The organism is Pseudomonas syringae, assembly GCF_002157375.1.
GTDB lineage: Bacteria > Pseudomonadota > Gammaproteobacteria > Pseudomonadales > Pseudomonadaceae > Aquipseudomonas > Aquipseudomonas syringae_T.
The window spans coordinates 257,839-281,186 of record NZ_MTSA01000003.1; the positions used below are offsets into that span (position 1 = coordinate 257,839).

The window sequence follows — 23,348 nt, forward strand, 5'->3', positions numbered from 1 at the left end:
TCAAAGCTCCGGCCCCATCGAGAAATGCAGGCGGATACCGCCGTCATCGTCCAGCCCGTGTGCCAGATCAAGGCGCAGCGGCCCCACCGGTGAAACCCAGCGCACGCCGAAGCCGACACCGGTTTTCAGGTCTGGCCTGTCCAGATTGTTGAACGAGTTACCCTGATCGACAAAGGTCGCCAGCCGCCACTTTTCGGCAATCGAATACTGATACTCGACACTGCCGGCGAACATGTAGCGACCGCCGATGCGGTCGCCGTCGGAGTTGGTCGGCGACAGCTTCTGGTAGTCATAGCCGCGTACGCTTTGATCACCGCCCGCAAAGAAGCGCAGCGAAGGCGGAATGGAGGTGTAGCCGTCGGTGAGGTTTGCGCCGACCTGCACACGGCCAAGGAAGCGATGGTTCTGCGCAACCGTCGTCAGGCCCTTGAGCAGCACATTGGCATGCACCAGGTTGGCGTCCGATAACAGGCCCTCTTTGGCCACCTGCGTCTCGAATTGCAGGCGATAGCCCTGATGCGGGTCGATACGATTATCGCTGCGCAGGTACGAGTAACTGATGCCGGGCATCAACAGCGTGCTCAGGCCCGCATCATCGCCCAGCCGGTACTCTTCACGCTGCCATTTCAGGGAAATGACCCGTTCCCAACCGCTGGGCAGTTTGCTGTGCCACTCAGGTCCTGCGGTCAGCAGCTTGCTGAGGCTGTCGGTGCCGGCAATCTCTTCATACTGATAGCCACCGGCGTAACGCATCTTGTCGGTCAAAGGCGGATCGAGCGGCACGTCATACCACAGCCCTATGTTCTGCCGTGGCGCGGATATCTCCGATTCGAAGCCGTAGCTGTGACCCTGCGGGTTGGCCCAGTGCCGGGTCCAGTTGGCTTTGCCGCGCGGCCCCACGTCGGTGGAATAACCCAGACCAAGGCCCATCGTGCGAGGCTTGCGGGTTTCCAGCTGGACGATGACCGGGATGACATCATTCACCGCAGCTGTCGGTGCTGCGTCCACACGCACGCCTTCAAAATAGCCGCTGGCCTGCATGTCCTGAGTGAGTTCGGCAATCAGTTGCGAATCGTAAGGTGTGTTTTCCTTGAAGGGCACCATGCGTCTGAGCAGCTCTTCATCGAACGGCGTGTTGCCGCTGAACTTCACCTGCCCAAGCGTGTAGCGCGGCCCGCTGTCATAGACCAGCTCGATGTCGGCAACCCCGGCTCGCGGGTCGATGGCCAGGCGCTGCTGGACGAAGCGACCACTGAAGAAGCCGTAGCGAGACGCCTGATTCTGGATCAGGCGCTTGGCATCTTCGTAATTACCATGATTCAGCACTGCGCCGGTCTTGAGCGCGTCACTCTTTGGCACTTTGAAAGCGCTCAGCGACGCTGCCGGGCCTTCGACCCGAATCACCACGTTGCGCAAGTGAACAGGCTCGCCCGGTTTGATATGGATCACCAGACGCGGGTCGGCACCGTCCTTGATCTCGCTGTCGATCTGCGCCTGATAATACCCGAGCGCCTGCGCCGCTTTCTCGGCCTGCTGCTCGGCACCGAGGCTGAAGTTACGCAGGGCCTTGGCGTCGCGCTCGCCCAAGTCGCCGATGTACCCTTCAACGTTGGCCTTGAGGTCGGGATTGGCAGGTTCGACCCTGACATCAAGACGCGCCTCGGCCAGCGCCGTGGCACTCATGGTCATCAGACACAGGCTGCTGAATAATCTGAAAAGCTTCATGGGCGTAGATGCTATCACGATCGACAGGCCGTTCTGGAAGCCCGCGAATTGGCGGACATTCAAACCATTACGTCAGCTACCGGCAGTGAAACCTGAGGATTAGGGTGGAAGAACACATGCTCTCGGACGGGTCCCACAGCGATCTCGCCAATTTCCTCGTAGCCTTGTCGTCTATAGAACTCAAGATAACGGGGGTTTCCTGTGTCTACGACGATGCCTTGAGAGTTTTCATCCACCGCGCACCAGTCGTGCAACGCGCCAAGCAATTGCTCGCTCAGGTCCTGACCCAGCTTCTGACCCTGAAACTCAGGGTCCAGGCCGATCAATGGCAGCACGTGAACGGTTTCTGAAGGCACACATGCCAGTACGGCGTTGTAATAGGCCAGATAACGCTGCGTGCAGCCCAACCCGGTGTCCATCACCATGCGCAGGCGCCAGGCCCAGCTTTCGGTCACACCCAGACGGCGCTGCGGCGGCGCTATCAACGCTACACCCACCAGACGATCCTCCAGAAACAGGCCCAGCGCAGGCTGATTCTGCAGGAAATGCTGTTTGACCAGTTGGCGAATGGTTGCCAGTACGCGTTGTTCGTAGCCCTCACGCTCGGCATTGAACAGGTACGCAAACGTCGGGTCGTGCCGGTAGGCCCTGAACAGCAAAGAGCGGGTTTCACGGGAATAACCGCTGTCGAGCTGGCGGATTTCGCCCGTGATGGCAACAGGTAGGGACATAAAGGGCCTCGTGTTAACGGAACTGCGTCAGGCGCAGCGGTTTTGGCAAGCAGGCTTTCGAGTGATGGCCTTTGATAACAGTTCCAATAAATTGTCTGCCCTGCGCTTGCGGCGTGCCCGACGTGACACTGGTCCTGAGCCGGCAGGTCGGCTAGCATCGCCGTTTGTTTTTGCTCAGGACCGCCGTTTTATGAAAATCGTCTCGTTCAACATCAATGGGCTGCGCGCCCGACCCCATCAGTTGGCGGCACTGATCGACAAACACCAGCCCGACGTGATCGGCCTTCAGGAAACCAAGGTTTCAGATGAGCAGTTCCCTCACGCGGACATCGAGGCGCTGGGCTACCACGTGCATTTCCACGGCCAGAAAGGCCACTACGGTGTGGCCTTGCTGTCGCGCAATGCTCCACTGGCCCTGCACAAAGGCTTTGAGGGCGATGACGAGGAATCCCAGAAACGCTTCATCTGGGGCACCTACGCCGACAGCAATGGTCAGCCGGTCACCATCATGAACGGCTACTTTCCCCAGGGCGAAAGCCGCGACCACCCCACCAAGTTTCCTGCCAAGCAACGCTTCTACGAAAACCTTCAGACGCTGCTGGAAAGCCACTTCAGCAATGACCAACCGCTGATCGTCATGGGCGATGTCAACATCTCCCCTCAGGATTGCGACATCGGTATCGGTGCCGACAATGCCAAACGCTGGCTGAAAACCGGCAAGTGCAGTTTTCTGCCGGAAGAGCGCGAGTGGATGGAACGCTTGAAGAACTGGGGGCTGGTGGACAGCTTTCGCTATCTGTACCCGGAAGTCAGTGATCGGTTCAGCTGGTTCGACTACCGCAGCCGCGGTTTTGAAGACGAACCCAAGCGCGGTCTGCGCATCGACCTGATCATGACGTCGACAGGGCTGCAGCCGCGCATCAAGGCTGCGGGTGTGGATTACGATTTGCGCGGCATGGAAAAGCCATCTGATCACGCGCCGATCTGGCTTGAACTGAACTGACGAGACACAAGGGTGCGCGACCCGTCTTCATGCAAAGACGGGTTGCCTGCGCAACCTTCGAGCAACTGTCATATTCCAGCAACCTCTCTGTCTTATTCTCCCGGCACCCTCCCGTGACTCATGGTGACGCTGATGCTGCGCGCTCTGCTAACGGCGCTGATCCTGACGAGCGCCACCCTGCCCGCCACCTTGATGGCGGCATTGCCCACGCCCTCAGGCGATATGCCGGTGTTGCGTATCCAGGGTTCCAACACCATCAATGCCCAACTGGCGCCTGCGCTGGTTGAGGAATTGATGCGCCAGCAAGGCCTGCAATCGGTGCAGACGACGCCGGGCAACGCCGTCAACGAGCTTCGAGTGACCGGCAAGACAGCGGCCGGGCAACCCGTCAGCGTCGATGTCGCCGCGCATGGTTCGGGCACCGGCTTTTCTGCGTTAAAAGCCGGCAACACGGACATTGCTGCCTCTTCGCGCCCGATCAAGGATCAGGAAGCGAAAGAGCTGGCCAGCCTTGGCGACCTTAAAAGTGCGGCAGGCGAGCAAGTCATCGGCATTGATGGCGTCGCCGTCATTGTAAACCCTGCCAATCCGCTGCGGCAGCTGGATACGTTGCAACTGGCGCGAATTTTCAGCGGCGAGATCAAGGACTGGAGCGAGGCAGGCGGCAATCCCGGAGCCATTCACCTGTATGTACGCGACGACAAGTCCGGCACCTACGAAACATTCAAAGAACTGGTGCTCACCAAGTACGGCAAGCAGCTGGCGGCTAACGCCTCACGTTTTGAATCCAGCGAACAGCTCTCCGACGAGGTCAGCAAAGACGTCAACGGCATCGGATTTACCGGGCTGCCCTCAGTCAGACACGCCAAAGCCGTGGCCATCGCAGACGGTGAGTCCCGACCGATGCTGCCGACCACCAGCCTGATTGCCACCGAGGATTATCCACTGTCACGACGCCTTTACCTCTACGTGCCGCCTGCGGCCCACCAGCGCTGGTCACAGGCGCTGGTGCGTTTTGCGCAGAGCGCCGAAGGGCAAACCATCGTGGCGCAAAGCGGTTTTGTCGCGCAGACCGTGCAGGCGCTCAAGGTGCAACCCACTGCGCAGATGCCGGCCGATTATCAGGCGCTGACCCGCAAGGCCGAGCGGCTGTCTGTCAACTTTCGTTTTGCCCAAGGCAGCGCCAGGCTGGACAACAAGGCCCAGCAGGACCTGAAGCGGGTAGCCGATTACCTGAAAGCGAATGACAAGCTGGATCAGCACGTCACGCTGGTCGGCTTCGGAGACGCTAAAAGCGATCCCGCCCGTGCCGCCTTGCTCTCACGGTTGCGTGCGATGGCCGTGCGCCGCGAACTGCTCAAGAGCGGCGTGACCTTTCGCGAGATTCTGGGCCTGGGCGACGAGATGCCGGTGGCGAACAATGATATCGACGACGGCAGAATCAAGAACCGCCGTGTCGAAGTCTGGGTGCAATAGCGGGCTTGCGGCTCAAGCGCGACTGCGCGACAGGTCTGCGGGCAGGTACTTGCCCAGCTCAAACTTGCCAATGGCCGCGCGATGGACTTCATCGGGGCCATCGGCCAGACGCAGCGTACGCTGCATGGCGTACATGTAGGCCAGCGGGAAGTCATTGGAAACGCCGGCTCCGCCATGCATCTGGATAGCCCGATCAATGACTTTCAACGCAACGTTGGGCGCAACCACCTTGATCTGCGCGATCTCGCTTTTGGCGACCTTGTTACCCACCGTGTCCATCATATAAGCCGCTTTGAGCGTCAGCAGCCGCGCCATGTCGATTTCCATGCGAGAGTCGGCGATCTTGTCGATGTTGCCCCCCAGCCTCGCCAGCGGCTTGCCGAACGCGACCCGGTCGATTGAGCGCTTGCACATCAGCTCGAGTGCCCGTTCCGCCATGCCGATGGAGCGCATGCAGTGATGAATACGACCAGGCCCCAGTCGGCCCTGCGCAATCTCGAAACCTCTGCCCTCGCCCAGCAATACGTTCTCGAACGGCACCCTGACGTTTTCGAACAGCACTTCGGCGTGACCGTGAGGAGCGTCGTCGTAGCCGAACACCGGCAGCGGCCGGACAATTTTCACGCCCGGCGTGTCGACCGGCACCAGAATCATCGAGTGCTGCTGATGACGCGGCCCGTCCGGGTTGGTGAGGCCCATGAAGATCAGGATCTTGCAGCGCGGGTCGCATGCGCCGGACGTCCACCACTTGCGGCCGTTGATGATCCACTCATCGCCTGAGCGCTCGGCGCGAGCGGCCATATTGGTCGCGTCTGACGACGCCACTTCAGGCTCGGTCATGGCAAATGCCGATCGAATCTCTCCACGCAATAACGGTTCGAGCCAGCGGGCCTTCTGCTCCTCGCTGGCATAGCGGACCAAGACTTCCATGTTGCCGGTGTCGGGCGCAGAACAATTGAACGGCTCAGGCCCAAGCAAAGAACGGCCCATGATTTCCGCCAGTGGCGCGTATTCCAGGTTGGTCAGCCCGGCGCCCAGCGCCGACTCCGGCAAAAACAGATTCCACAACCCCTCTGCTTTTGCACGGGCCTTGAGCTCTTCCATGATCGCGGTGGGCTGCCAGCGATCCCCTTCGGCGACCTGCCGTTCGAAAACCGGCTCGGCCGGATAAACGTGAGCGTCCATGAACGCCGTGACTCGCTCACGCAGTGCCTGCACCTTGGGGGAATACGCAAAATTCATGGGGTCGCTACCTTCTCGATCAGGGTGTCGAAGTCATGACCTGATGCTAGAGAAGCCGCGCTCATTTATCTAATCTATTCTCGGCGTGTATAAACATTCATAACCGATATATGATTCTTCACCGCTGCGGCACCCACAGCCGGCCGAGCAGCTATCACAATAACAGCACGAGGCGCCCCATCAATGAACCTGAACAAGGTCGATCTCAACCTTTTCATTGTCTTCGACGCCATCTACACCGAAGCCAATCTGACCCGTGCCGGGCAGATTGTCGGCATCACCCAGCCTGCCGTGTCCAATGCGCTGGCGCGCCTGCGCGAGACCTTCAACGACCCGTTGTTCGTACGGACAGCGCAGGGCATGGTGCCCACGCCTATGGCGCAAAACATCATCGGTCCGGTGCGCAACGCCTTGTCGTTGCTGAGAGTCTCGGTACAGGAAAGCCGGATTTTCAATCCGCTGCAGGCCAACAAGAACTATCGCATCAGCATGACCGACCTGACCGAGGCGGTCATTCTGCCGGTGCTGTTTCAGCGGCTGCGGCGCCTCGCGCCTGCTGTCACCATCGAAAGCTTCCTGTCCAAGCGCCGGGAAACCACCAAGGAGCTGGCTGCCGGACGCCTCGACTTTGCCGTGGACGCACCGCTCAATACTGACCCGCAGGTTCGTCACGTCAAGCTCATGGAGGACCGTTACGTGTGCGGCATGCGCAAGGGTCATCCGCTGGCGAACAAGACCGTCCTGACGCTGGACGATTACCTGGCTCAGGCCCATATCCATATCTCCAGCCGCCGCAGCGGGTTGGGCCATGTGGACCTTGCGCTCGGCAAGATGGGTATTCAGCGCCGGATCGCGCTGCGCTCGCAACATTACCTGATGGCGACCCAGGTGCTGCAGCAGACAGACATGGTCATGACAGTGCCGGAACGCTTCGCCCACCGTAACGACCTGCATTATGTCTACCTGCCGGTGAACGATGTTCCGTCTGTGGAAACCCATCTTTACTGGCACGAAAGCACCGACCAGGATCCGGCCAACCGCTGGATGCGCGAACAGATCATCGAGCTTTCGCAGCGGGTAGTGGCCCAGGAAAAAGGCCTTGAAAGAGCCTGAGATAATCACGCCAAGCCTGTGCTTATAAACAACTTTTAACTAACAGTTAAAGTTGTTTCTAGTATGGATATCCCTGATATGGCTGCGTACGCAACCCCTTGCTGCTTGACGTTTACGTAAAGCGAGCCGTAGGTTAGCGCTGTATATTTTGCCGAGCACAGCCATGAGCAGTCAGACCTACAGTATTTCCGAGCTTGCCCGCGAACTGGACATCACCACCCGTGCCATTCGTTTTTACGAAGAGCAAGGCATGCTCAGTCCCGAGCGCAAGGGTCTTGAACGTATCTATTCGGCCCGTGACAAAGTCACCCTGAAACTGATCCTGCGCGGCAAACGTATCGGTTTTTCGCTGGCCGAATGCAAGGAGCTGATCTCACTGTACGACCCCCGCGGTGGTAATCAAAAACAGTTGCAGACCATGCTGGGCAAGATCGCCGAACGCCGGGAACAACTGGAACAGCAACTGCTGGATATCCAGCAGATGCAACTGGAGCTGGACACCGCCGAAGAGCGGTGTCGCGCCGAGCTCGACAGAACCGCTGCCCTTTCACATTGATCTCGAAGGCCCTGCCATGTCGCTCCCGCAACACGTGAATATCGTCGAAGTCGGCCCGCGTGACGGCCTCCAGAATGAAGCCCGGACCATCAGTGTCGAGGACAAGGTACGGCTCGTGGATGACTTGACGAGTGCCGGACTCACCCATATCGAGGTCGGCAGTTTTGTGTCCGCGAAATGGGTCCCGCAGATGGCGGGTTCGGCTCAAGTGTTCGAACGCATCCAGCGCCGCGATGGGGTTATCTACTCGGCTCTGGCGCCCAATCTTCGTGGGTTCGAAGACGCGCTGGCAGCTGGCGTCAAGGAAGTCGCGGTGTTCGCCGCCGCCACTGAAGGATTTTCCCGGGCCAACCTCAACTGCTCGATCAGCGAGAGCCTGGAGCGCTTCGTCCCCATCATGGCTGCCGCCCGCCTGCACGGCCTGCGGGTCAGGGGTTATGTGTCCTGCGTTCTGGGTTGTCCGTACGAAGGCAATGTCTCCCCGGAGCAGGTGGCGGCAGTGGCCAACGAACTGCACGCCATGGGCTGCTACGAGATTTCACTGGGCGACACCATTGGCACTGGCACGCCGGGCGCGACACGGGCGCTGATCAATGCGGTTGCGAGCCAGATCCCGCGGGGCAAGCTGGCCGGGCATTTTCACGACACGTACGGCCAGGCACTGGTGAACATCTACGCCAGCCTGGAAGAAGGCATTCAGGTGTTCGACAGTTCTACCGCCGGCCTCGGTGGCTGCCCTTATGCAAAAGGCGCCAGCGGCAATGTGGCCACCGAAGATGTGCTGTACATGTTGCAAGGCCTGGGCATCGACACCGGCATAGATCTGGACACCGTCATCAACGCTGGCCAGCGCATCTGCGACGTCTTGCAACGCAGCAACGGCTCTCGTGTGGCCAAAGCGCGACTGGCGGCGTGACAAACGTCACCGGTCGGTAACAGGGTGCGACATCTTGTCACAGAGTGTTACTCTCCCCCGCGTTCGGTCGAGACAAACGGGTAACACGGAAACAATCGACACGTGAAATCAACAGTCCCGATGCTTGGAAAAACCTGAACCCCTCTGTTTTAAAGGGTTTCAAAAAACTGGCACGGGTCCTGCTATACCCTTTGTACAACAAGAATAAAAACACGCAGCACTCCAATAAAAACAATACGTACCGGCTCTGACATAACAAGAACAACACGGACAGAGACGCAGCTAACAGATTTTTTTGAAGTGGACAGCTTTTCTGAACAGCTTGCCTGGCAAGCCGTTCGCGGTCAGACAGAGAACAATAAAACTGCCCTGAGGCAGCTCCCGTACTGGCTGGATCAATGTGATAAAAGTGGCATCAGCGCTCAAAAAAATACGTTTGCTTTTGGTCCCGACTGAGGATCGCTCAAAAAAGAAGTGAAGGGCCAGGTCGCCAAAAACAACAACAGGCCTCCCGATAAACAAAAAAGAGCATAGCAACATACCTTGAAGGGGAGCCCAGGCTCCCCTTCGTGCTTTCCGGCATTTGACGCTGTTGCCCCCCTGCGCGGGCGCCTTTCGTGGCGCTCTGTACCGACGGCCTTCATGCCTTGCCCCCTGCCTGACGCATCTCAGCCTTGACGTTGACAGCACACACACTCAGGCTTACGTTAACGTAAAGGTCATAGCCACTCCGACAGAACCCTCTCCAAGAATAAAACAGGAACGCTGCCCATGAGTTACCCCAGCCTGAACTTCGCCCTGGGCGAAACCATCGACATGCTGCGCGATCAATTGCAATCGTTCGTGGCCGCAGAACTCTCCCCCCGCGCCGCCCAGATCGACAAGGACAACCTGTTTCCCGTCGACATGTGGCGCAAATTCGGCGAGATGGGTGTGCTGGGTATCACCGTCAGCGAAGAATACGGCGGCGCGGGTCTGGGCTACCTGGCGCATGTGGTGGCGATGGAAGAAATCAGCCGTGGGTCGGCATCCGTAGCGCTGTCCTACGGCGCGCATTCGAACCTCTGCGTGAATCAGATCAACCGCAACGGCACGCCTGCGCAGAAAGCCCGCTACCTGCCGAAGCTGATCAGTGGCGAACACGTCGGCGCGCTGGCCATGAGCGAACCCAATGCGGGCTCGGATGTGGTGTCGATGAAGCTGCGCGCCGACAAGCGTGGCGACCGTTACGTCCTCAACGGCAGCAAGACCTGGATCACCAATGGGCCGGACGCCGACACATACGTGATCTACGCCAAGACCGATCTGGAAAAGGCCGCGCACGGCATCAGCGCATTCATCGTCGAGCGGAACTGGAAAGGATTCTCTCGTGGCAGCAAGTTCGACAAGCTCGGCATGCGCGGCTCCAACACCTGCGAGTTGTTTTTCGATGACGTCGAGGTGCCGGAGGAAAACCTGCTGGGCGCGCTCGACGGTGGCGTCCGGGTGTTGATGAGCGGCCTGGATTACGAGCGCGTTGTGCTCTCTGGCGGGCCGACCGGGATCATGCAGGCCTGCATGGACGTGGTCGTGCCTTACATTCATGACCGCAAGCAGTTCGGCCAGAGCATTGGCGAGTTCCAGCTGATTCAGGGCAAAGTCGCCGACATGTACACCCAGCTGAATGCCAGCCGCGCGTATTTATACGCCGTGGCTCAGGCCTGTGACCGCGGCGAGACCACGCGCAAGGACGCCGCAGGGGTGATCCTTTACAGCGCTGAGCGGGCGACCCAGATGGCGCTGGACGCCATTCAGATTCTCGGTGGCAACGGCTACATCAACGAGTTTCCGGCCGGACGGCTGTTGCGCGACGCCAAACTCTACGAGATCGGCGCAGGCACCAGTGAAATCCGGCGCATGCTGATCGGTCGCGAACTGTTCAACGAAACCCGTTGATTCCGGAGTGCTCATGGCCATTCTTCACACCCGCATCAATGTCCGCTCCGCAGAGTTTGCGCTTAACCACGCGGCCTTGCTCAAACAGGTTCAGGCGCTGCGTGTCCTGCTGAATCAGGTGCAGCAAGGTGGCGGCCTCAGCGCCCAGGAGCGTCACACATCACGTGGCAAACTGCTGCCGCGCGAACGTATCAATCGCCTGCTGGACACCGGCTCGCCGTTTCTGGAAATCGGCCAACTGGCTGCCCATGAGGTGTATGGCGAGGACGTACCGGCTGCCGGCGTGATTGCCGGCATTGGTCGTATCGAAGGCGTCGAATGCATGATCATTGCCAATGACGCGACGGTGAAAGGCGGTTCCTACTACCCGCTGACCGTGAAGAAGCATCTGCGGGCGCAGACCATTGCCCAGCAAAACCGCCTGCCGTGCATCTACCTCGTGGACTCGGGCGGCGCCAACCTGCCGCGTCAGGATGAGGTGTTCCCTGATCGCGAACACTTCGGGCGGATTTTCTTCAATCAGGCCAACATGAGCGCCCAGGGCATCCCGCAAATTGCCGTGGTGATGGGTTCCTGCACCGCAGGCGGTGCCTATGTTCCGGCCATGGCCGACGAAGCGATCATGGTTCGTCAGCAGGCCACCATCTTTTTGGCCGGTCCGCCGCTGGTCAAGGCCGCCACCGGCGAAGTGGTCAGCGCCGAAGACCTGGGCGGTGCCGATGTGCATTGCCGCACCTCCGGGGTCGCCGATCACTACGCCGACAGCGACGAGCATGCTCTGGCGCTGGCGCGGCGCAGTATCGCCAATCTGAACTGGCACAAGCAGGGCCGACTGAACACCGTGCCACCCGTGGCGCCGCTGTACGCCAGCGACGAGCTGTATGGCGTCATTCCGGCCGACACCAAGCAGCCGTTCGATGTGCGTGAAGTCATTGCGCGGCTGGTGGACGGCTCCGTACTGGATGAGTTCAAGGCGCTGTTCGGCACCACGCTGGTCTGCGGCTTCGCCCGGCTGCACGGCTACCCGGTCGCGATTCTGGCCAACAACGGCATTCTGTTCGCCGAGGCGGCTCAGAAAGGCGCACATTTCATCGAACTGGCCTGCCAGCGCGGCATTCCCCTGCTTTTTCTGCAGAACATCACGGGGTTCATGGTCGGCCAGAAGTACGAAGCAGGCGGCATTGCCAAACACGGTGCCAAACTGGTCACCGCCGTGGCCTGCGCGAAAGTGCCGAAGTTCACGGTGATTATCGGCGGCAGTTTCGGGGCCGGTAACTACGGCATGTGTGGCCGTGCCTACGACCCGCGTTTTCTGTGGATGTGGCCAAATGCACGAATCGGCGTGATGGGCGGCGAGCAGGCCGCCGGCGTGCTGGTACAGGTCAAATGCGAACAGGCCGAACGCGCCGGCCAGGCCTTCAGCGCGCAGCAGCAGACCGAGCTCAAGCAACCGATCCTCGATCAGTACGAACATCAGGGCCACCCGTACTACTCCAGCGCCCGCCTGTGGGACGACGGGGTCATCGACCCGGCACAAACCCGTGACGTGCTGGCCCTCGCCCTCTCCGCCTCGCTCAATGCGCCCATCGAACCTACCACCTTCGGGCTGTTCAGAATGTGAGCCGGGAAATGACCATGACTTCGACTTCATTCGCCACTCTGGAACTGATCCACGACCCGCGCGGTTTTGCCACGTTATGGCTGAACCGGCCGGACAAGAACAATGCCTTCAACGCGCAGATGATACGTGAGCTGATCCTCGCGCTGGATCAGGTACAAGGCCATGCAAACCTGCGCTTTCTACTGCTGCGTGGGCGTGGCCGGCATTTCAGTGCCGGTGCCGACCTGGCCTGGATGCAGCAGGCGGCGGATCTGGACTACAACACCAACCTGGACGATGCCCGCGAACTGGCCGAGCTGATGTACAACCTCGCCCGATTGAAAATCCCCACGCTCGCAGTGGTGCAAGGCGCAGCGTTCGGCGGCGCGCTGGGGCTGATCAGTTGCTGCGACATGGCCATCGCCGCCGAAGACGCGCAATTCTGCTTGTCCGAGGTGCGCATCGGGCTGGCGCCTGCGGTTATCAGCCCTTTTGTCGTACAGGCCATCGGCGAACGTGCGGCCCGCCGCTATGCCTTGACCGCCGAACGCTTCGACGGACAGCAAGCGCGCCAGATCGGCCTGATCGCCGAATGCTATCCCCCGGCAGACCTTGAAGCCAGGACCCTGACGTGGATAGACAACCTGCTGCTCAACAGCCCTCAGGCCATGCGCGTCAGCAAGGAGTTGCTGCGTGAAGTCGGCAGTGGCGAACTCACACCCGCGTTGCGTCGTTACTGCGAAAGCGCCATTGCGCGCATCCGTACCAGCGCCGAAGGCCAGGAAGGTCTGCGGGCTTTCCTGCAAAAGCGTATACCCGGCTGGCAGCGCCAGGATGAAGAGCCCAAACCCACGGCCCCGAAAGAACCACAGAAGGACTCGCAGTCATGAACACGCCTGAGCTGACCACACTGCTGATCGCCAACCGGGGCGAAATTGCCTGTCGCATCATGCGCACTGCCAAAAAAATGGGCCTGACCACCGTCGCCGTACACAGCGCCATTGACCGCGACGCACGCCACAGTCGCGAGGCCGATATCTGCATCGATCTGGGCGGCAGCAAAGCAGCGGAAAGCTACCTGGTGATCGACAAACTGATCGATGCGGCCAAGGCCAGTGGCGCCCAGGCCATCCACCCCGGTTACGGTTTTCTGTCCGAAAACGCCGACTTTGCCCGAGCCATTGAAAAAGCAGGCCTGATGTTCCTTGGGCCGCCCGCCTCGGCCATTGACGCCATGGGCAGCAAGTCTGCCGCCAAGTCGCTGATGGAACAGGCAGGCGTACCGCTGGTGCCGGGCTATCACGGTGACGCACAGGACATCGACACATTCGTTGCTGCCGCCGAGCGCATTGGTTACCCCGTGCTGCTGAAAGCCACAGCCGGTGGCGGTGGCAAAGGCATGAAAGTGGTCGAGCAGGTCCGCGAGATGGCCGAAGCGCTGGCGTCGGCTCAACGCGAGGCGCTGTCGTCGTTTGGCGATTCGCGAATGCTGGTAGAGAAATATGTCCTCACACCGCGACACGTCGAGATTCAGGTGTTCGCGGATCAACACGGAAACTGCCTTTACCTGAATGAACGCGACTGCTCTATTCAGCGTCGTCATCAAAAGGTGGTCGAAGAGGCGCCTGCGCCCGGCCTGACACCTGAACTGCGCAGGGCGATGGGCGAAGCCGCGGTCAAGGCCGCCCAGGCGATTGGCTACGTAGGCGCGGGGACGGTGGAGTTTCTGCTGGATGCACGTGGCGAGTTCTTCTTCATGGAGATGAATACGCGCCTGCAAGTAGAACACCCGGTGACCGAGTACATCACCGGGCTGGACCTGGTGGAATGGCAGATCCGCGTCGCTCGTGGCGAGCCTTTGCCGATCACTCAAACCCAGGTTCCGTTGATCGGTCACGCCATCGAAGTCCGGCTGTACGCCGAAGACCCTGGCAATGACTTTATGCCCGCAACCGGCACGCTGAACCTCTATCGGGAGCCAGAACCCGGCCCCGGCAGGCGTGTGGACAGCGGTGTGGTCGAGGGCGACCGCATCTCTCCATTTTATGACCCCATGCTCGGCAAGCTGATTGCCTGGGGCGAAGACCGTGAAGAAGCGCGTTTGCGCCTGCTGGGCATGCTGGACCAGTTCGCCGTCGGCGGGGTCAGAACCAACCTGGCGTTCCTGAGGCGCATCATCGCCCACCCGGCATTCGCTGCGGCTGAGCTGGACACCGGCTTCATCCCCCGCTATCAGGACCAGCTGTTGCCGCAAACCCGCGAACCCGACGAGAGGTTCTGGCAAGCCGCCGCCGAGGCGTTCAGGCAAAGCGAACCGGCTCGCCTCGATTCGACAGATCTGCACTCGCCGTGGGCCGCCGCATCAGGCTTTCGTGCCGGCCTGCCTGCACAGACGAACGTCAACCTGAGCTGCAACGGACAAACCCGGGCAGTTCGCCTGCTGAATGACGGCATGTCGCTGTTCCGTCTGCATGAACAGCATCTGCATAGCGAGTGCGACGGCCTGCGGCAACAACACCTGGCCATCCGTCGCGGCGACACGCTTTACCTCAAATGGCAGGGTGAGCTGTACACCCTCAGCAAAATGGACCCTGTCAGTCAGACAGACGCTGCACAGGGCAAGCACGGCGGACTGACTGCGCCCATGAACGGCAGTATCGTACGTGTACTGGTCGAGGTCGGGCAAACGGTCGAGGCCGGGGCGCAACTGGTGGTGCTGGAGGCCATGAAGATGGAGCACAGTATCCGCGCCGCCGCTGCCGGGGTGATCAACGCGCTTTATTGCCATGAGGGAGAAATGGTCAATGAGGGGGCGGTGCTGGTGGAGATGGACTGATCCTTCCACGCACAAAAAACTGGCCCCACCCACCACCTTGCGGGAGCAAGCTTGCGCGCGAAGAGGCCAGTGCAGCAGCCCTAGAACACTATCCGCACATTTTTCGCCGCAAAAAAAAACGCCCTGGCGGCCAGGCCAGAGCGTTTTTTGCAGCAAAACGACTCAGTAGTAGGCGTTTTCTTTCTGCGTATGGTCCGTCACGTCGCGGACGCCCGACAGCTCGGGAATACGCTCCAGCAACGTGCGCTCGATACCTTCCTTCAGCGTGACATCTGCCTGACCGCAACCCTGGCAACCGCCACCGAATTGCAGGACAGCGATGTTCTTCGCCTCTTCTTCGACCACATCGATCAGCGTGACCTGACCACCGTGGCTGGCAAGCCCCGGATTGATCTCGGTTTGCAGGTAATAGTTGATGCGCTCGTTGATAGGGCTGTCGGCATTGACCATCGGCACTTTGGCGTTAGGTGCCTTGATGGTCAGCTGACCACCCATGCGGTCGGTCGCGTAATCGACAACGGCATCATCCAGAAAAGCTTCACTGAAGCCATCGATCCAGGCGGTAAAACTCTTCAGGCCAATGGCCTTGTCATCAGGTTTTTCTTCGCCCGGCTTGCAGTAGGCAATGCAGGTTTCGGCGTACTGAGTACCGGGCTGGGTGATAAATACGCGGATGCCGATGCCCGGGGTATTCTGCTTTTCCAGCAGATCGGCCAGATAATCGTGGGCGGCGTCGGTAATAGTGATAGCGGTCATGAACATTCCTCGCAGACGTGCGGGCAGTTTACGCCAATCGGCCGCACCATACAAAGTCCTAGTGTTTTTGTCAGGTTAATGCCTGCACCCGGCTGCCCGAGCGGCGCTCGTCCAGCCAGCCCTTCATCCTCCGATAGAGACCCTTCTCGATCCACTCGTAGCTGAGCCAGGCGCCAATGGCGATGATCGGTACGCAAAAAGCAAAAACCACGTAAGGACTCAGGCCGAAACGCTGTGCCATCAGTAACCCGCCGTACAGCACCAGCACGTGCAACAGGTACACCGAATACGAACAGTCACCCAGCACCTTGAGCAAACGACTGCCCTTGAAAACGGGCTCCAGCGAAATGCATGACAGCACAATCAAAGCGCTTGGCAGCCCCCAATTGAGCAGACGATGCTCGTTCGTCAGGCTGTTGATGGCATACAGCCCTACCGCGATACCTGCCAGCGGCAACCATACCGCCTGTTTGATCCAGCCACGGCGATAGAGGATGCCGATACCGATGCCCAGAAGAAACTCGTAAACGATGTCATTGCCGTAGAACCGGCTGATCAAGCCTGCCTTTGCCAGCACTTCACTGACCGCAAACAGGGCGGCAGCAATAATCAACGGCCTGTGGCGCTGCTCAAACAGAAACACCATCGAGAACAGCAGATAGAAGAACATTTCATAATTGAGCGTCCAGCCGACATTCAACGTCGGGTAAAGGCCATAGCCGCCGGGATTTTCCGAGGGGATGAATATCAGCGACAACAGGAAGTTTTGCCAGCCAATGACCTGATGGGGCAGCATCGGCGCGGCAATCAGCAACAGCAAGCCCATAGCGGCGGTGTACAGCCAGTAAGCCGGAACGATGCGAATCAGTCGATGGAGGATGAAGCGCCGAGGGGGCATGTCGCTGTTCTGGGTAGAGAGGAAAATCACCAGGCCGCTGATGACGAAGAAGATATCGACGCCGACCGCACCTTTGGAAACGAAGAACTCGCCAATCGGACCACTGGCCTTGAAGTCGAAAAAAATCTGCATGAAGTGGTGGCACACCACGACCCACGCGGCGAACGCCCGCAGGGCCTGAACTGAAATCAACATGACAAAAAACCTCTACCGCCTGACTTTCAATCACGTGCCGGTCAGCAACCGGCACATGACGCGCCCCCTGTCCGACCGCTGTTTTGAAAAAAAGGTCGCGCAAGATGCGTTTCGTTCAGGAAGTCACGATGGCCGCAGGCCATGTTCTACAGGGCCTGCGGTTGAATGACGGCGGTCTAGAGGTTCTCGTAGCGATTCATGTCCAGCACCGCCGCTTCCCGCGGCTCGGTCTCCTGGAGATACCGATTCAGGTCATGGAAATACGTCCAGAACAGCGGATGGGTTCGTCGAATACCCCAGCGCTGGACGATCTGTTCGAAGCTTGCCTGATCCTGGCTCTGCTGCATGGCTTCGACAAAAGCAGGCACTTGCGCGGCAGGAATATTGAAGATGAAATTCGGGTAGCTGCTGAGTACCCCAGGATAAATGGTCAACGTGTCCAGGCCCGGTATATAGCGGTAAGACTCGCCCAGCAGAAACGCGACATTGGTGTGCGCGCGGTTGCGCAGCATGCTGTACATGACCCGCTTACCGTGGCTACCCTCGATGCGCAGCATGCTCGCTTCCGGCAATTGGTCAATGACCTTCAAGCCCGCCGCCGGACGCGACGCCAACTGGCTCAGCGCCTGCTCTGCCTGAGCAAAGTCACTGTCCAGGCCGGCCCGTGAACAATACGCACCCGTGCAGCGATTGATCGGATCAGGCGCTGCATTCAGGCTGCCGACACGCTCGATCAGCCTGAACGCGAAATCCCGTTGCGGGGCCTTCTCATCAAGCGTTATTCCGCTGGGCGTGCTGTCGTCGATGTCCTGATAATCCAGCCACATCTTGAGTTTGCCGCTGTCCTGATACAAATCGCCGAGCAAGCCATCACGCAGATCGGCAGGCATCAGACGCAGGAAATTGATTTCGGCGCCATTGCGGATCAGGTCGAAGTACAGCCGGGTCTGCGCCTGATGCGAGACATTGCCATAGACATCGAAATTCACCGCCAACTGGTAATAGGTGCGCTCCAGCAGCGGGAAATCGAACAGCCACGTGGAATGCGGCACATCGCCAATCAGGCCCTTGTTCACCGAAGCACTGTCGAAATGGCGAAACACGCTCAGCAGTGCATTGTCATTGCCCGCCCACAGCGTGTTCCAGCCCGGCGCGGGCATTTTCGCGTAGCTGTCGCGGCGCAGGTCTTCATACTGGTTGCGCCGGTCCCGGTAGGACAGCCACAGGCTGAGGACACTGCCCACGTCGTCATTCTGCCCCGGCATCGCCAGCAACGGCGTAGCCTGCCCGCGATAAGCTGCATCGGTGATGTAACGGTCGTGCGCCGGGTCCTGAAACAGCACCCAGAAATGATCGCGAATCACATCGGTCGCTATCTGTCCGCGACAAACCGGCCCGCGAATGAATGTACGAACAAAGTACTCGGCGTTGTCGAGCATGAACTGATAGCGCGCAGCCGCTGGAATTGCTTCAAAGGTCAGAAACGGGTTGGCGCGATGGCCAGGGCCATAGCCAGGCAGCGCACCGACTTTCCAGTCGTTGCCGTAAAACAACTGCCTGACCCGCGCCAGTTTCTGCGGGCTCATGGCATAGGTGATATGGGTCTTATGGACGATGACGCCCTGCACGGGTACCAGGCGGTAATAGAAGTCGCTGCCGGGATCGTCATCCGGGCGTCGCGTGGCAATCAGATCGACAGGCTGGCCGCTTGGCGTTCGCGAGCGTACCCATTGAAAAAAGTGCCCGGCCTCGCCGCCTTCGAAATAGATGTGCGCCAGAAACAGATGCTCGAACAGCCAGCGGCCCGCCAGCGCCTGCGTGGCGCCGGGCTGATTGAGCTGCGCCTCCCAGGCATTGATTTGCGCCGCCTCAGCGACGCTGGGGGTGATCGACTGCCGCTCGACCGGAGCACCTGCAGCCAGCCAGCGCTTCAGCGTCTGGTATTCGGCATCGGTCAGGCCGGTCACCGCCAGCGGCATGCCCTGTTGCGCATGGGCGGCGGCGTAGGCGTTGAATTCGCCAGGCAGCGGGCAGACGTTCTCGCGATTGAGGCCCAGCGCGATTTCATCCGGGATCTTGCTGTTGGCGGGCAGCGGCGCACTACGCCCCAGATCAAGCATGCGCGCCATCAATGCCGCCTGACCGCCCTGCGCCTCAAGCACCGAGTAAAAGCCCTTGCCACGCCACGCGTCGGTGTCGCGCGCGTCATAAAACAATCGGGTCGGCGCAACCGCCTCACTGCGTTCGCCCTGATACACCGGGATTTTGCTCGCGCCACGGCTCAGCCCCTCCCCGCTGCCCAGGTTCAGCTGGCACGGAGCGTCGTTACAGGCATGGCAGGCAACGCACTTCTCGGTGAGGATCGGCTGAATATCCCGGGTGTAGGAAATAGCCGGGGATGCCGGTGTAACGGAGGGGGTCTGAGCCTGGGCAGCACAGCAGATAAACAGCAAGGCGACGCTTGCCAACAAACGGTGCGGCATATCCCGAAGGCTCTGATATTAAAATGGCACAATTCTACAAGGCCACAACCGCCGCCAACATGAATGATTTTCATGGAAAAGCCGCAGCACCACCAAAAGCGCTCCGGTTTGCTATCATCGCCATCTTTAAAGCATCGGCCTTCTCAAGGTAGCCCTCATGTCTGACCGCAGCGCCCGCCATCAAGCCTTTCTCACTGCTCTCAAACAGCGGATCCTGATCCTCGATGGCGGCATGGGCACCATGATCCAGAGCTACAGGCTCGAGGAACAGGACTACCGTGGCAAGCGCTTCGCCGACTGGCCCAGTGACGTCAAAGGCAACAACGACCTGTTGATCCTGACCCGTCCGGACGTCATCGGTGCCATCGAGAAGGCTTACCTGGATGCAGGTGCCGACATCCTCGAAACCAACACCTTCAATGCCACGCAGGTGTCCCAGGCCGACTACGGCATGGAGTCCATCGTCTACGAGCTGAACGTCGAAGGTGCCCGTCTGGCCCGCAAGGTCGCGGACGCCAAGACCCTGGAGACCCCGGACAAACCACGCTTCGTCGCCGGTGTGCTTGGCCCTACCAGCCGCACCTGCTCGCTGTCGCCGGACGTCAACAACCCCGGCTATCGCAACGTCACCTTCGATGAACTGGTAGAGAACTACACCGAGGCGACCAAGGGGCTGATCGAAGGCGGCGCCGACCTGATCCTGATTGAAACCATCTTTGACACCCTCAACGCCAAAGCCGCGATCTTCGCCGTGCAGGGTGTCTTCGAAGAACTGGGTTTCGAGCTGCCGATCATGATTTCCGGCACAATCACCGACGCCTCCGGCCGCACCCTCTCGGGGCAGACCACAGAAGCCTTCTGGAACTCGATCAGTCACGCCAAACCCGTCTCGGTCGGCCTGAACTGCGCCTTGGGTGCCAGCGAACTGCGCCCTTACCTGCAGGAACTGGCCAACAAGGCCAGCACGCATGTGTCTGCACACCCCAACGCCGGCCTGCCTAATGCCTTTGGCGAGTACGACGAGCTGCCGAGCCAGACGGCGAAAATCATTGAAGAATTCGCCGAGAGCGGTTTTCTGAACATTGTCGGTGGCTGCTGCGGTACGACACCGGCTCACATCAAGGCGATTGCCGAGGCCGTATCCGGTTACGCGCCGCGTGAAATTCCGGACATTCCGAAAGCCTGCCGCCTGTCGGGCCTTGAGCCGTTCACCATTGATCGTCAGTCGCTGTTCGTCAACGTCGGTGAGCGGACCAACATCACCGGCTCTGCGCGCTTCGCCCGCCTGATTCGTGAAGACAACTACACCGAAGCCCTGGAAGTCGCCCTGCAGCAGGTCGAAGCCGGCGCTCAGGTGATCGACATCAACATGGACGAGGGGATGCTCGACTCGAAGAAGGCGATGGTGACCTTCCTCAACCTGATCGCAGGCGAACCCGACATTTCGCGGGTGCCGATCATGATCGACTCCTCCAAGTGGGAAGTCATCGAGGCCGGCCTCAAGTGCATTCAGGGCAAGGGCATCGTCAACTCGATCAGCATGAAAGAAGGCGTCGAGCAGTTCATTCATCACGCTCGCCTGTGCAAACGCTACGGCGCGGCGGTGGTGGTCATGGCCTTCGATGAACAGGGCCAGGCCGACACCGAGGCGCGCAAGAAGGAAATCTGCAAGCGTTCCTACGACATTCTGGTCAACGAAGTGGGCTTCCCGCCGGAAGACATCATCTTCGACCCGAACATCTTCGCCATTGCCACCGGCATCGAAGAACACAACAACTATGCCGTGGACTTCATCAACGCGTGTGCCTACATTCGCGATGAGCTGCCCTACGCCCTGACCTCGGGCGGGGTGTCCAACGTCTCGTTCTCGTTCCGCGGCAATAATCCGGTGCGCGAAGCGATCCACTCGGTGTTCCTGCTGCATGCGATCCGCAACGGCCTGAGCATGGGCATCGTCAACGCCGGGCAACTGGAGATCTACGACCAGATTCCCGCCGAACTGCGTGATTGCGTCGAAGACGTTGTGCTCAACCGTACCGCGGATGGCACCGATGCCTTGCTGGCCATCGCCGACAAATACAAAGGCGACGGCAGCGTAAAAGAAGCCGAAACCGAAGAGTGGCGCAGTTGGCCGGTCAATCAGCGGCTGGAACATGCGCTGGTCAAAGGCATTACCACCCACATCGTTCAGGACACCGAAGAGTCGCGACTGGGCTTTGCCCGCCCCATCGAAGTGATCGAAGGCCCGCTGATGTCAGGCATGAACGTGGTCGGCGACCTGTTCGGTGCGGGCAAGATGTTCCTGCCGCAAGTGGTGAAATCCGCACGGGTGATGAAACAGGCGGTAGCGCACCTGATCCCGTTCATCGAGCTGGAAAAAGGCGACAAGCCCGAAGCCAAGGGCAAGATCCTCATGGCCACGGTCAAGGGCGACGTCCACGACATCGGCAAGAACATCGTCGGCGTGGTGCTGGGCTGTAACGGCTATGACATCGTCGACCTCGGCGTGATGGTGCCTGCCGAGAAGATCCTGCAGGTCGCTCGCGAAGAAAAGTGCGACATCATCGGCCTGTCCGGCCTGATTACCCCGTCGCTGGACGAAATGGTGCATGTGGCCCGTGAAATGCAGCGTCAGGATTTCCACCTGCCATTGATGATCGGCGGCGCAACCACGTCCAAGGCCCACACAGCGGTCAAGATCGAACCCAAGTACAGCAACGATGCGGTGATCTACGTCACCGACGCGTCCCGTGCGGTCGGTGTCGCCACCCAGTTGCTGTCGAAAGAGCTGAAGCCGGCCTTCATCGAAAAAACCCGTCTTGAGTATGTCGAAGTGCGTGAGCGCACGTCGGCCCGCAGCGCACGCACCGAGCGCTTGAGTTATGGCGCGGCCGTGGCGAAGAAGCCGCAGTTCGACTGGGAAAACTACACCCCTGCCCAGCCAACGTTTACGGGCACGCGCATCCTGCAGGACATCGACCTGAACGTGCTGGCCGAGTACATCGACTGGACGCCGTTCTTCATTTCCTGGGACCTGGCCGGCAAATACCCGCGCATTCTGACCGACGAAGTGGTCGGTGAAGCCGCCACTGCACTGTTTGAAGATGCACGGCAGATGTTGCGCAAGCTGATTGATGAAAAGCTGATCAGCGCGCGTGCAGTGTTCGGTTTCTGGCCGGCCAATCAGGTCGATCATGACGACCTGGAAGTCTACGGCGACGACGGCAAGCCGCTGGCCAAGCTTCACCATTTACGCCAGCAGACCATCAAGCCCGACGGCAAGCCGAACTTCTCGCTGGCCGACTTCGTCGCCCCCAAGGACAGCGGCCTGACGGACTACATCGGCGGTTTCATCACCACCGCAGGCATTGGTGCCGAAGAAGTCGCCAAGGCGTATCAGGACAACGGCGACGACTACAACTCGATCATGGTCAAGGCCTTGGCCGACCGTCTTGCCGAAGCGTGCGCTGAATGGCTGCACCAACAGGTGCGCAAGGAGTATTGGGGCTACGCGAAAGACGAAGCGCTGGATAACGAAGCGCTGATCAAAGAACAGTACATGGGCATTCGTCCCGCCCCTGGCTACCCGGCATGCCCCGACCACACTGAAAAAAGTACGCTGTTCGCCCTGCTCGACCCTCTGCCGGAAGGCACGCCAGAGCATACGCCGGGTAAAAGCGGCGTGTTCCTGACCGAGCACTACGCCATGTTCCCTGCCGCAGCGGTCAGCGGCTGGTATTTCGCGCACCCTCAGGCGCAGTACTTTGCGGTGGGCAAGGTCGACAAGGATCAGGTTGAAAGCTACACCGCGCGCAAGGGTCAGGACCTGAGCGTCACCGAGCGCTGGCTGGCGCCCAACCTCGGCTACGACGAGTAACGCACC

The 23,348-nt window shown here is 59.8% G+C and carries 17 protein-coding genes; 10 read left to right on the forward strand and 7 right to left on the reverse strand.

Going from position 1 to position 23,348, the window contains the following annotated elements; translation table 11 throughout:
* Both BW686_RS04645 and BW686_RS04650 read right to left on the reverse strand, forming a co-directional pair.
* Positions 1 to 1,725, reverse strand: a complete 1,725-nt coding sequence (locus BW686_RS04645) for an autotransporter assembly complex protein TamA (RefSeq protein WP_084914758.1) — start codon at positions 1,723 to 1,725, stop codon at positions 1 to 3.
* A 59-nt stretch (positions 1,726 to 1,784) separates the two neighbouring features.
* On the reverse strand, positions 1,785 to 2,456 hold the full coding sequence (locus BW686_RS04650; RefSeq protein ID WP_084914761.1) for a GNAT family N-acetyltransferase: 672 nt from the start codon (positions 2,454 to 2,456) through the stop codon (positions 1,785 to 1,787).
* A gap of 190 nt (positions 2,457 to 2,646) precedes the next feature.
* On the opposite strand from BW686_RS04650, the gene xthA reads away from it, so the two are divergent.
* The gene (xthA, locus tag BW686_RS04655) at positions 2,647 to 3,459 is read left to right on the forward strand and encodes an exodeoxyribonuclease III (protein ID WP_084914763.1); all 813 of its coding nucleotides are present in this window, start codon (positions 2,647 to 2,649) and stop codon (positions 3,457 to 3,459) included.
* Positions 3,460 to 3,591: 132 nt separating this feature from the next.
* Complete coding sequence (locus BW686_RS04660; RefSeq protein ID WP_179149173.1) at positions 3,592 to 4,935, forward strand: substrate-binding domain-containing protein; 1,344 nt, start codon at positions 3,592 to 3,594, stop codon at positions 4,933 to 4,935.
* 12 nt (positions 4,936 to 4,947) lie between these two features.
* Here the strand turns inward: BW686_RS04660 and BW686_RS04665 are convergent, their stop codons facing one another.
* The gene (locus BW686_RS04665) at positions 4,948 to 6,177 is read right to left on the reverse strand and encodes an acyl-CoA dehydrogenase (protein ID WP_084914769.1); all 1,230 of its coding nucleotides are present in this window, start codon (positions 6,175 to 6,177) and stop codon (positions 4,948 to 4,950) included.
* Positions 6,178 to 6,360: 183 nt separating this feature from the next.
* On the opposite strand from BW686_RS04665, the gene BW686_RS04670 reads away from it, so the two are divergent.
* From BW686_RS04670 to BW686_RS04680, 3 genes are all read left to right on the forward strand, one after another.
* Positions 6,361 to 7,290: a LysR family transcriptional regulator gene (locus BW686_RS04670; RefSeq protein WP_084914772.1), complete on the forward strand. Its 930-nt coding sequence runs from the start codon at positions 6,361 to 6,363 to the stop codon at positions 7,288 to 7,290.
* 163 nt (positions 7,291 to 7,453) lie between these two features.
* Positions 7,454 to 7,846, forward strand: a complete 393-nt coding sequence (locus tag BW686_RS04675; RefSeq protein ID WP_084914774.1) for a MerR family transcriptional regulator — start codon at positions 7,454 to 7,456, stop codon at positions 7,844 to 7,846.
* 16 nt (positions 7,847 to 7,862) lie between these two features.
* Positions 7,863 to 8,762, forward strand: coding sequence for a hydroxymethylglutaryl-CoA lyase (locus tag BW686_RS04680; RefSeq protein ID WP_084914777.1), 900 nt, complete (start codon positions 7,863 to 7,865; stop codon positions 8,760 to 8,762).
* Between the two features lie 282 nt (positions 8,763 to 9,044).
* Here BW686_RS04680 and BW686_RS04685 read toward each other — a convergent pair whose 3' ends face one another.
* On the reverse strand, positions 9,045 to 9,302 hold the full coding sequence (locus BW686_RS04685) for a hypothetical protein (RefSeq protein ID WP_084914779.1): 258 nt from the start codon (positions 9,300 to 9,302) through the stop codon (positions 9,045 to 9,047).
* A gap of 231 nt (positions 9,303 to 9,533) precedes the next feature.
* Here BW686_RS04685 and BW686_RS04690 point away from each other — a divergent pair, with 231 nt between their 5' ends.
* The 4 genes from BW686_RS04690 to BW686_RS04705 are packed head-to-tail and all read left to right on the forward strand — an operon-like array spanning position 9,534 to position 15,133.
* On the forward strand, positions 9,534 to 10,697 hold the full coding sequence (locus tag BW686_RS04690) for an isovaleryl-CoA dehydrogenase (RefSeq protein WP_084914782.1): 1,164 nt from the start codon (positions 9,534 to 9,536) through the stop codon (positions 10,695 to 10,697).
* Positions 10,698 to 10,710: 13 nt separating this feature from the next.
* Entirely contained in the window at positions 10,711 to 12,318 is a 1,608-nt protein-coding gene (locus tag BW686_RS04695) for a carboxyl transferase domain-containing protein (protein WP_084914785.1), read from the forward strand.
* Positions 12,319 to 12,332: 14 nt separating this feature from the next.
* Entirely contained in the window at positions 12,333 to 13,187 is an 855-nt protein-coding gene (locus BW686_RS04700; protein WP_084915073.1) for a gamma-carboxygeranoyl-CoA hydratase, read from the forward strand.
* Complete coding sequence (locus BW686_RS04705) at positions 13,184 to 15,133, forward strand: acetyl/propionyl/methylcrotonyl-CoA carboxylase subunit alpha (RefSeq protein WP_084914787.1); 1,950 nt, start codon at positions 13,184 to 13,186, stop codon at positions 15,131 to 15,133. Before BW686_RS04700 ends, BW686_RS04705 begins: the two co-directional genes overlap by 4 nt.
* Positions 15,134 to 15,295: 162 nt before the next feature.
* Here BW686_RS04705 and nfuA read toward each other — a convergent pair whose 3' ends face one another.
* The 3 genes from nfuA to BW686_RS04720 all read right to left on the reverse strand — a co-directional run bounded on the left by nfuA (position 15,296) and on the right by BW686_RS04720 (position 19,291).
* A complete protein-coding gene (gene nfuA, locus BW686_RS04710) occupies positions 15,296 to 15,889 on the reverse strand; it encodes a Fe-S biogenesis protein NfuA (RefSeq protein WP_005892938.1) in 594 nt (197 codons plus the stop codon).
* Positions 15,890 to 15,959: 70 nt separating this feature from the next.
* Positions 15,960 to 16,982, reverse strand: coding sequence for an acyltransferase family protein (locus BW686_RS04715; RefSeq protein WP_084914790.1), 1,023 nt, complete (start codon positions 16,980 to 16,982; stop codon positions 15,960 to 15,962).
* 176 nt (positions 16,983 to 17,158) lie between these two features.
* Entirely contained in the window at positions 17,159 to 19,291 is a 2,133-nt protein-coding gene (locus BW686_RS04720) for a fatty acid cis/trans isomerase (protein WP_179149184.1), read from the reverse strand.
* Between the two features lie 331 nt (positions 19,292 to 19,622).
* On the opposite strand from BW686_RS04720, the gene metH reads away from it, so the two are divergent.
* The gene (gene metH, locus BW686_RS04725; protein WP_084914795.1) at positions 19,623 to 23,342 is read left to right on the forward strand and encodes a methionine synthase; all 3,720 of its coding nucleotides are present in this window, start codon (positions 19,623 to 19,625) and stop codon (positions 23,340 to 23,342) included.
* The last annotated feature ends 6 nt before the right edge of the window (positions 23,343 to 23,348 follow it).

Bases quoted from the DNA above. Each gene is read 5' to 3' on its own strand.
- BW686_RS04700 (WP_084915073.1), top strand. From the start codon at position 12,333: ATGACTTCGACTTCATTCGCCACTCTGGAACTGATCCACGACCCGCGC.
- BW686_RS04715 (WP_084914790.1), bottom strand. From the start codon at position 16,982: ATGTTGATTTCAGTTCAGGCCCTGCGGGCGTTCGCCGCGTGGGTCGTG.
- BW686_RS04665 (WP_084914769.1), bottom strand. From the start codon at position 6,177: ATGAATTTTGCGTATTCCCCCAAGGTGCAGGCACTGCGTGAGCGAGTC.
- BW686_RS04670 (WP_084914772.1), top strand. From the start codon at position 6,361: ATGAACCTGAACAAGGTCGATCTCAACCTTTTCATTGTCTTCGACGCC.
- BW686_RS04685 (WP_084914779.1), bottom strand. From the start codon at position 9,302: ATGTTGCTATGCTCTTTTTTGTTTATCGGGAGGCCTGTTGTTGTTTTT.
- BW686_RS04705 (WP_084914787.1), top strand. From the start codon at position 13,184: ATGAACACGCCTGAGCTGACCACACTGCTGATCGCCAACCGGGGCGAA.
- BW686_RS04695 (WP_084914785.1), top strand. From the start codon at position 10,711: ATGGCCATTCTTCACACCCGCATCAATGTCCGCTCCGCAGAGTTTGCG.
- metH (WP_084914795.1), top strand. From the start codon at position 19,623: ATGTCTGACCGCAGCGCCCGCCATCAAGCCTTTCTCACTGCTCTCAAA.
- BW686_RS04660 (WP_179149173.1), top strand. From the start codon at position 3,592: ATGCTGCGCGCTCTGCTAACGGCGCTGATCCTGACGAGCGCCACCCTG.
- BW686_RS04690 (WP_084914782.1), top strand. From the start codon at position 9,534: ATGAGTTACCCCAGCCTGAACTTCGCCCTGGGCGAAACCATCGACATG.
- xthA (WP_084914763.1), top strand. From the start codon at position 2,647: ATGAAAATCGTCTCGTTCAACATCAATGGGCTGCGCGCCCGACCCCAT.
- BW686_RS04675 (WP_084914774.1), top strand. From the start codon at position 7,454: ATGAGCAGTCAGACCTACAGTATTTCCGAGCTTGCCCGCGAACTGGAC.
- BW686_RS04680 (WP_084914777.1), top strand. From the start codon at position 7,863: ATGTCGCTCCCGCAACACGTGAATATCGTCGAAGTCGGCCCGCGTGAC.
- nfuA (WP_005892938.1), bottom strand. From the start codon at position 15,889: ATGACCGCTATCACTATTACCGACGCCGCCCACGATTATCTGGCCGAT.
- BW686_RS04645 (WP_084914758.1), bottom strand. From the start codon at position 1,725: ATGAAGCTTTTCAGATTATTCAGCAGCCTGTGTCTGATGACCATGAGT.
- BW686_RS04650 (WP_084914761.1), bottom strand. From the start codon at position 2,456: ATGTCCCTACCTGTTGCCATCACGGGCGAAATCCGCCAGCTCGACAGC.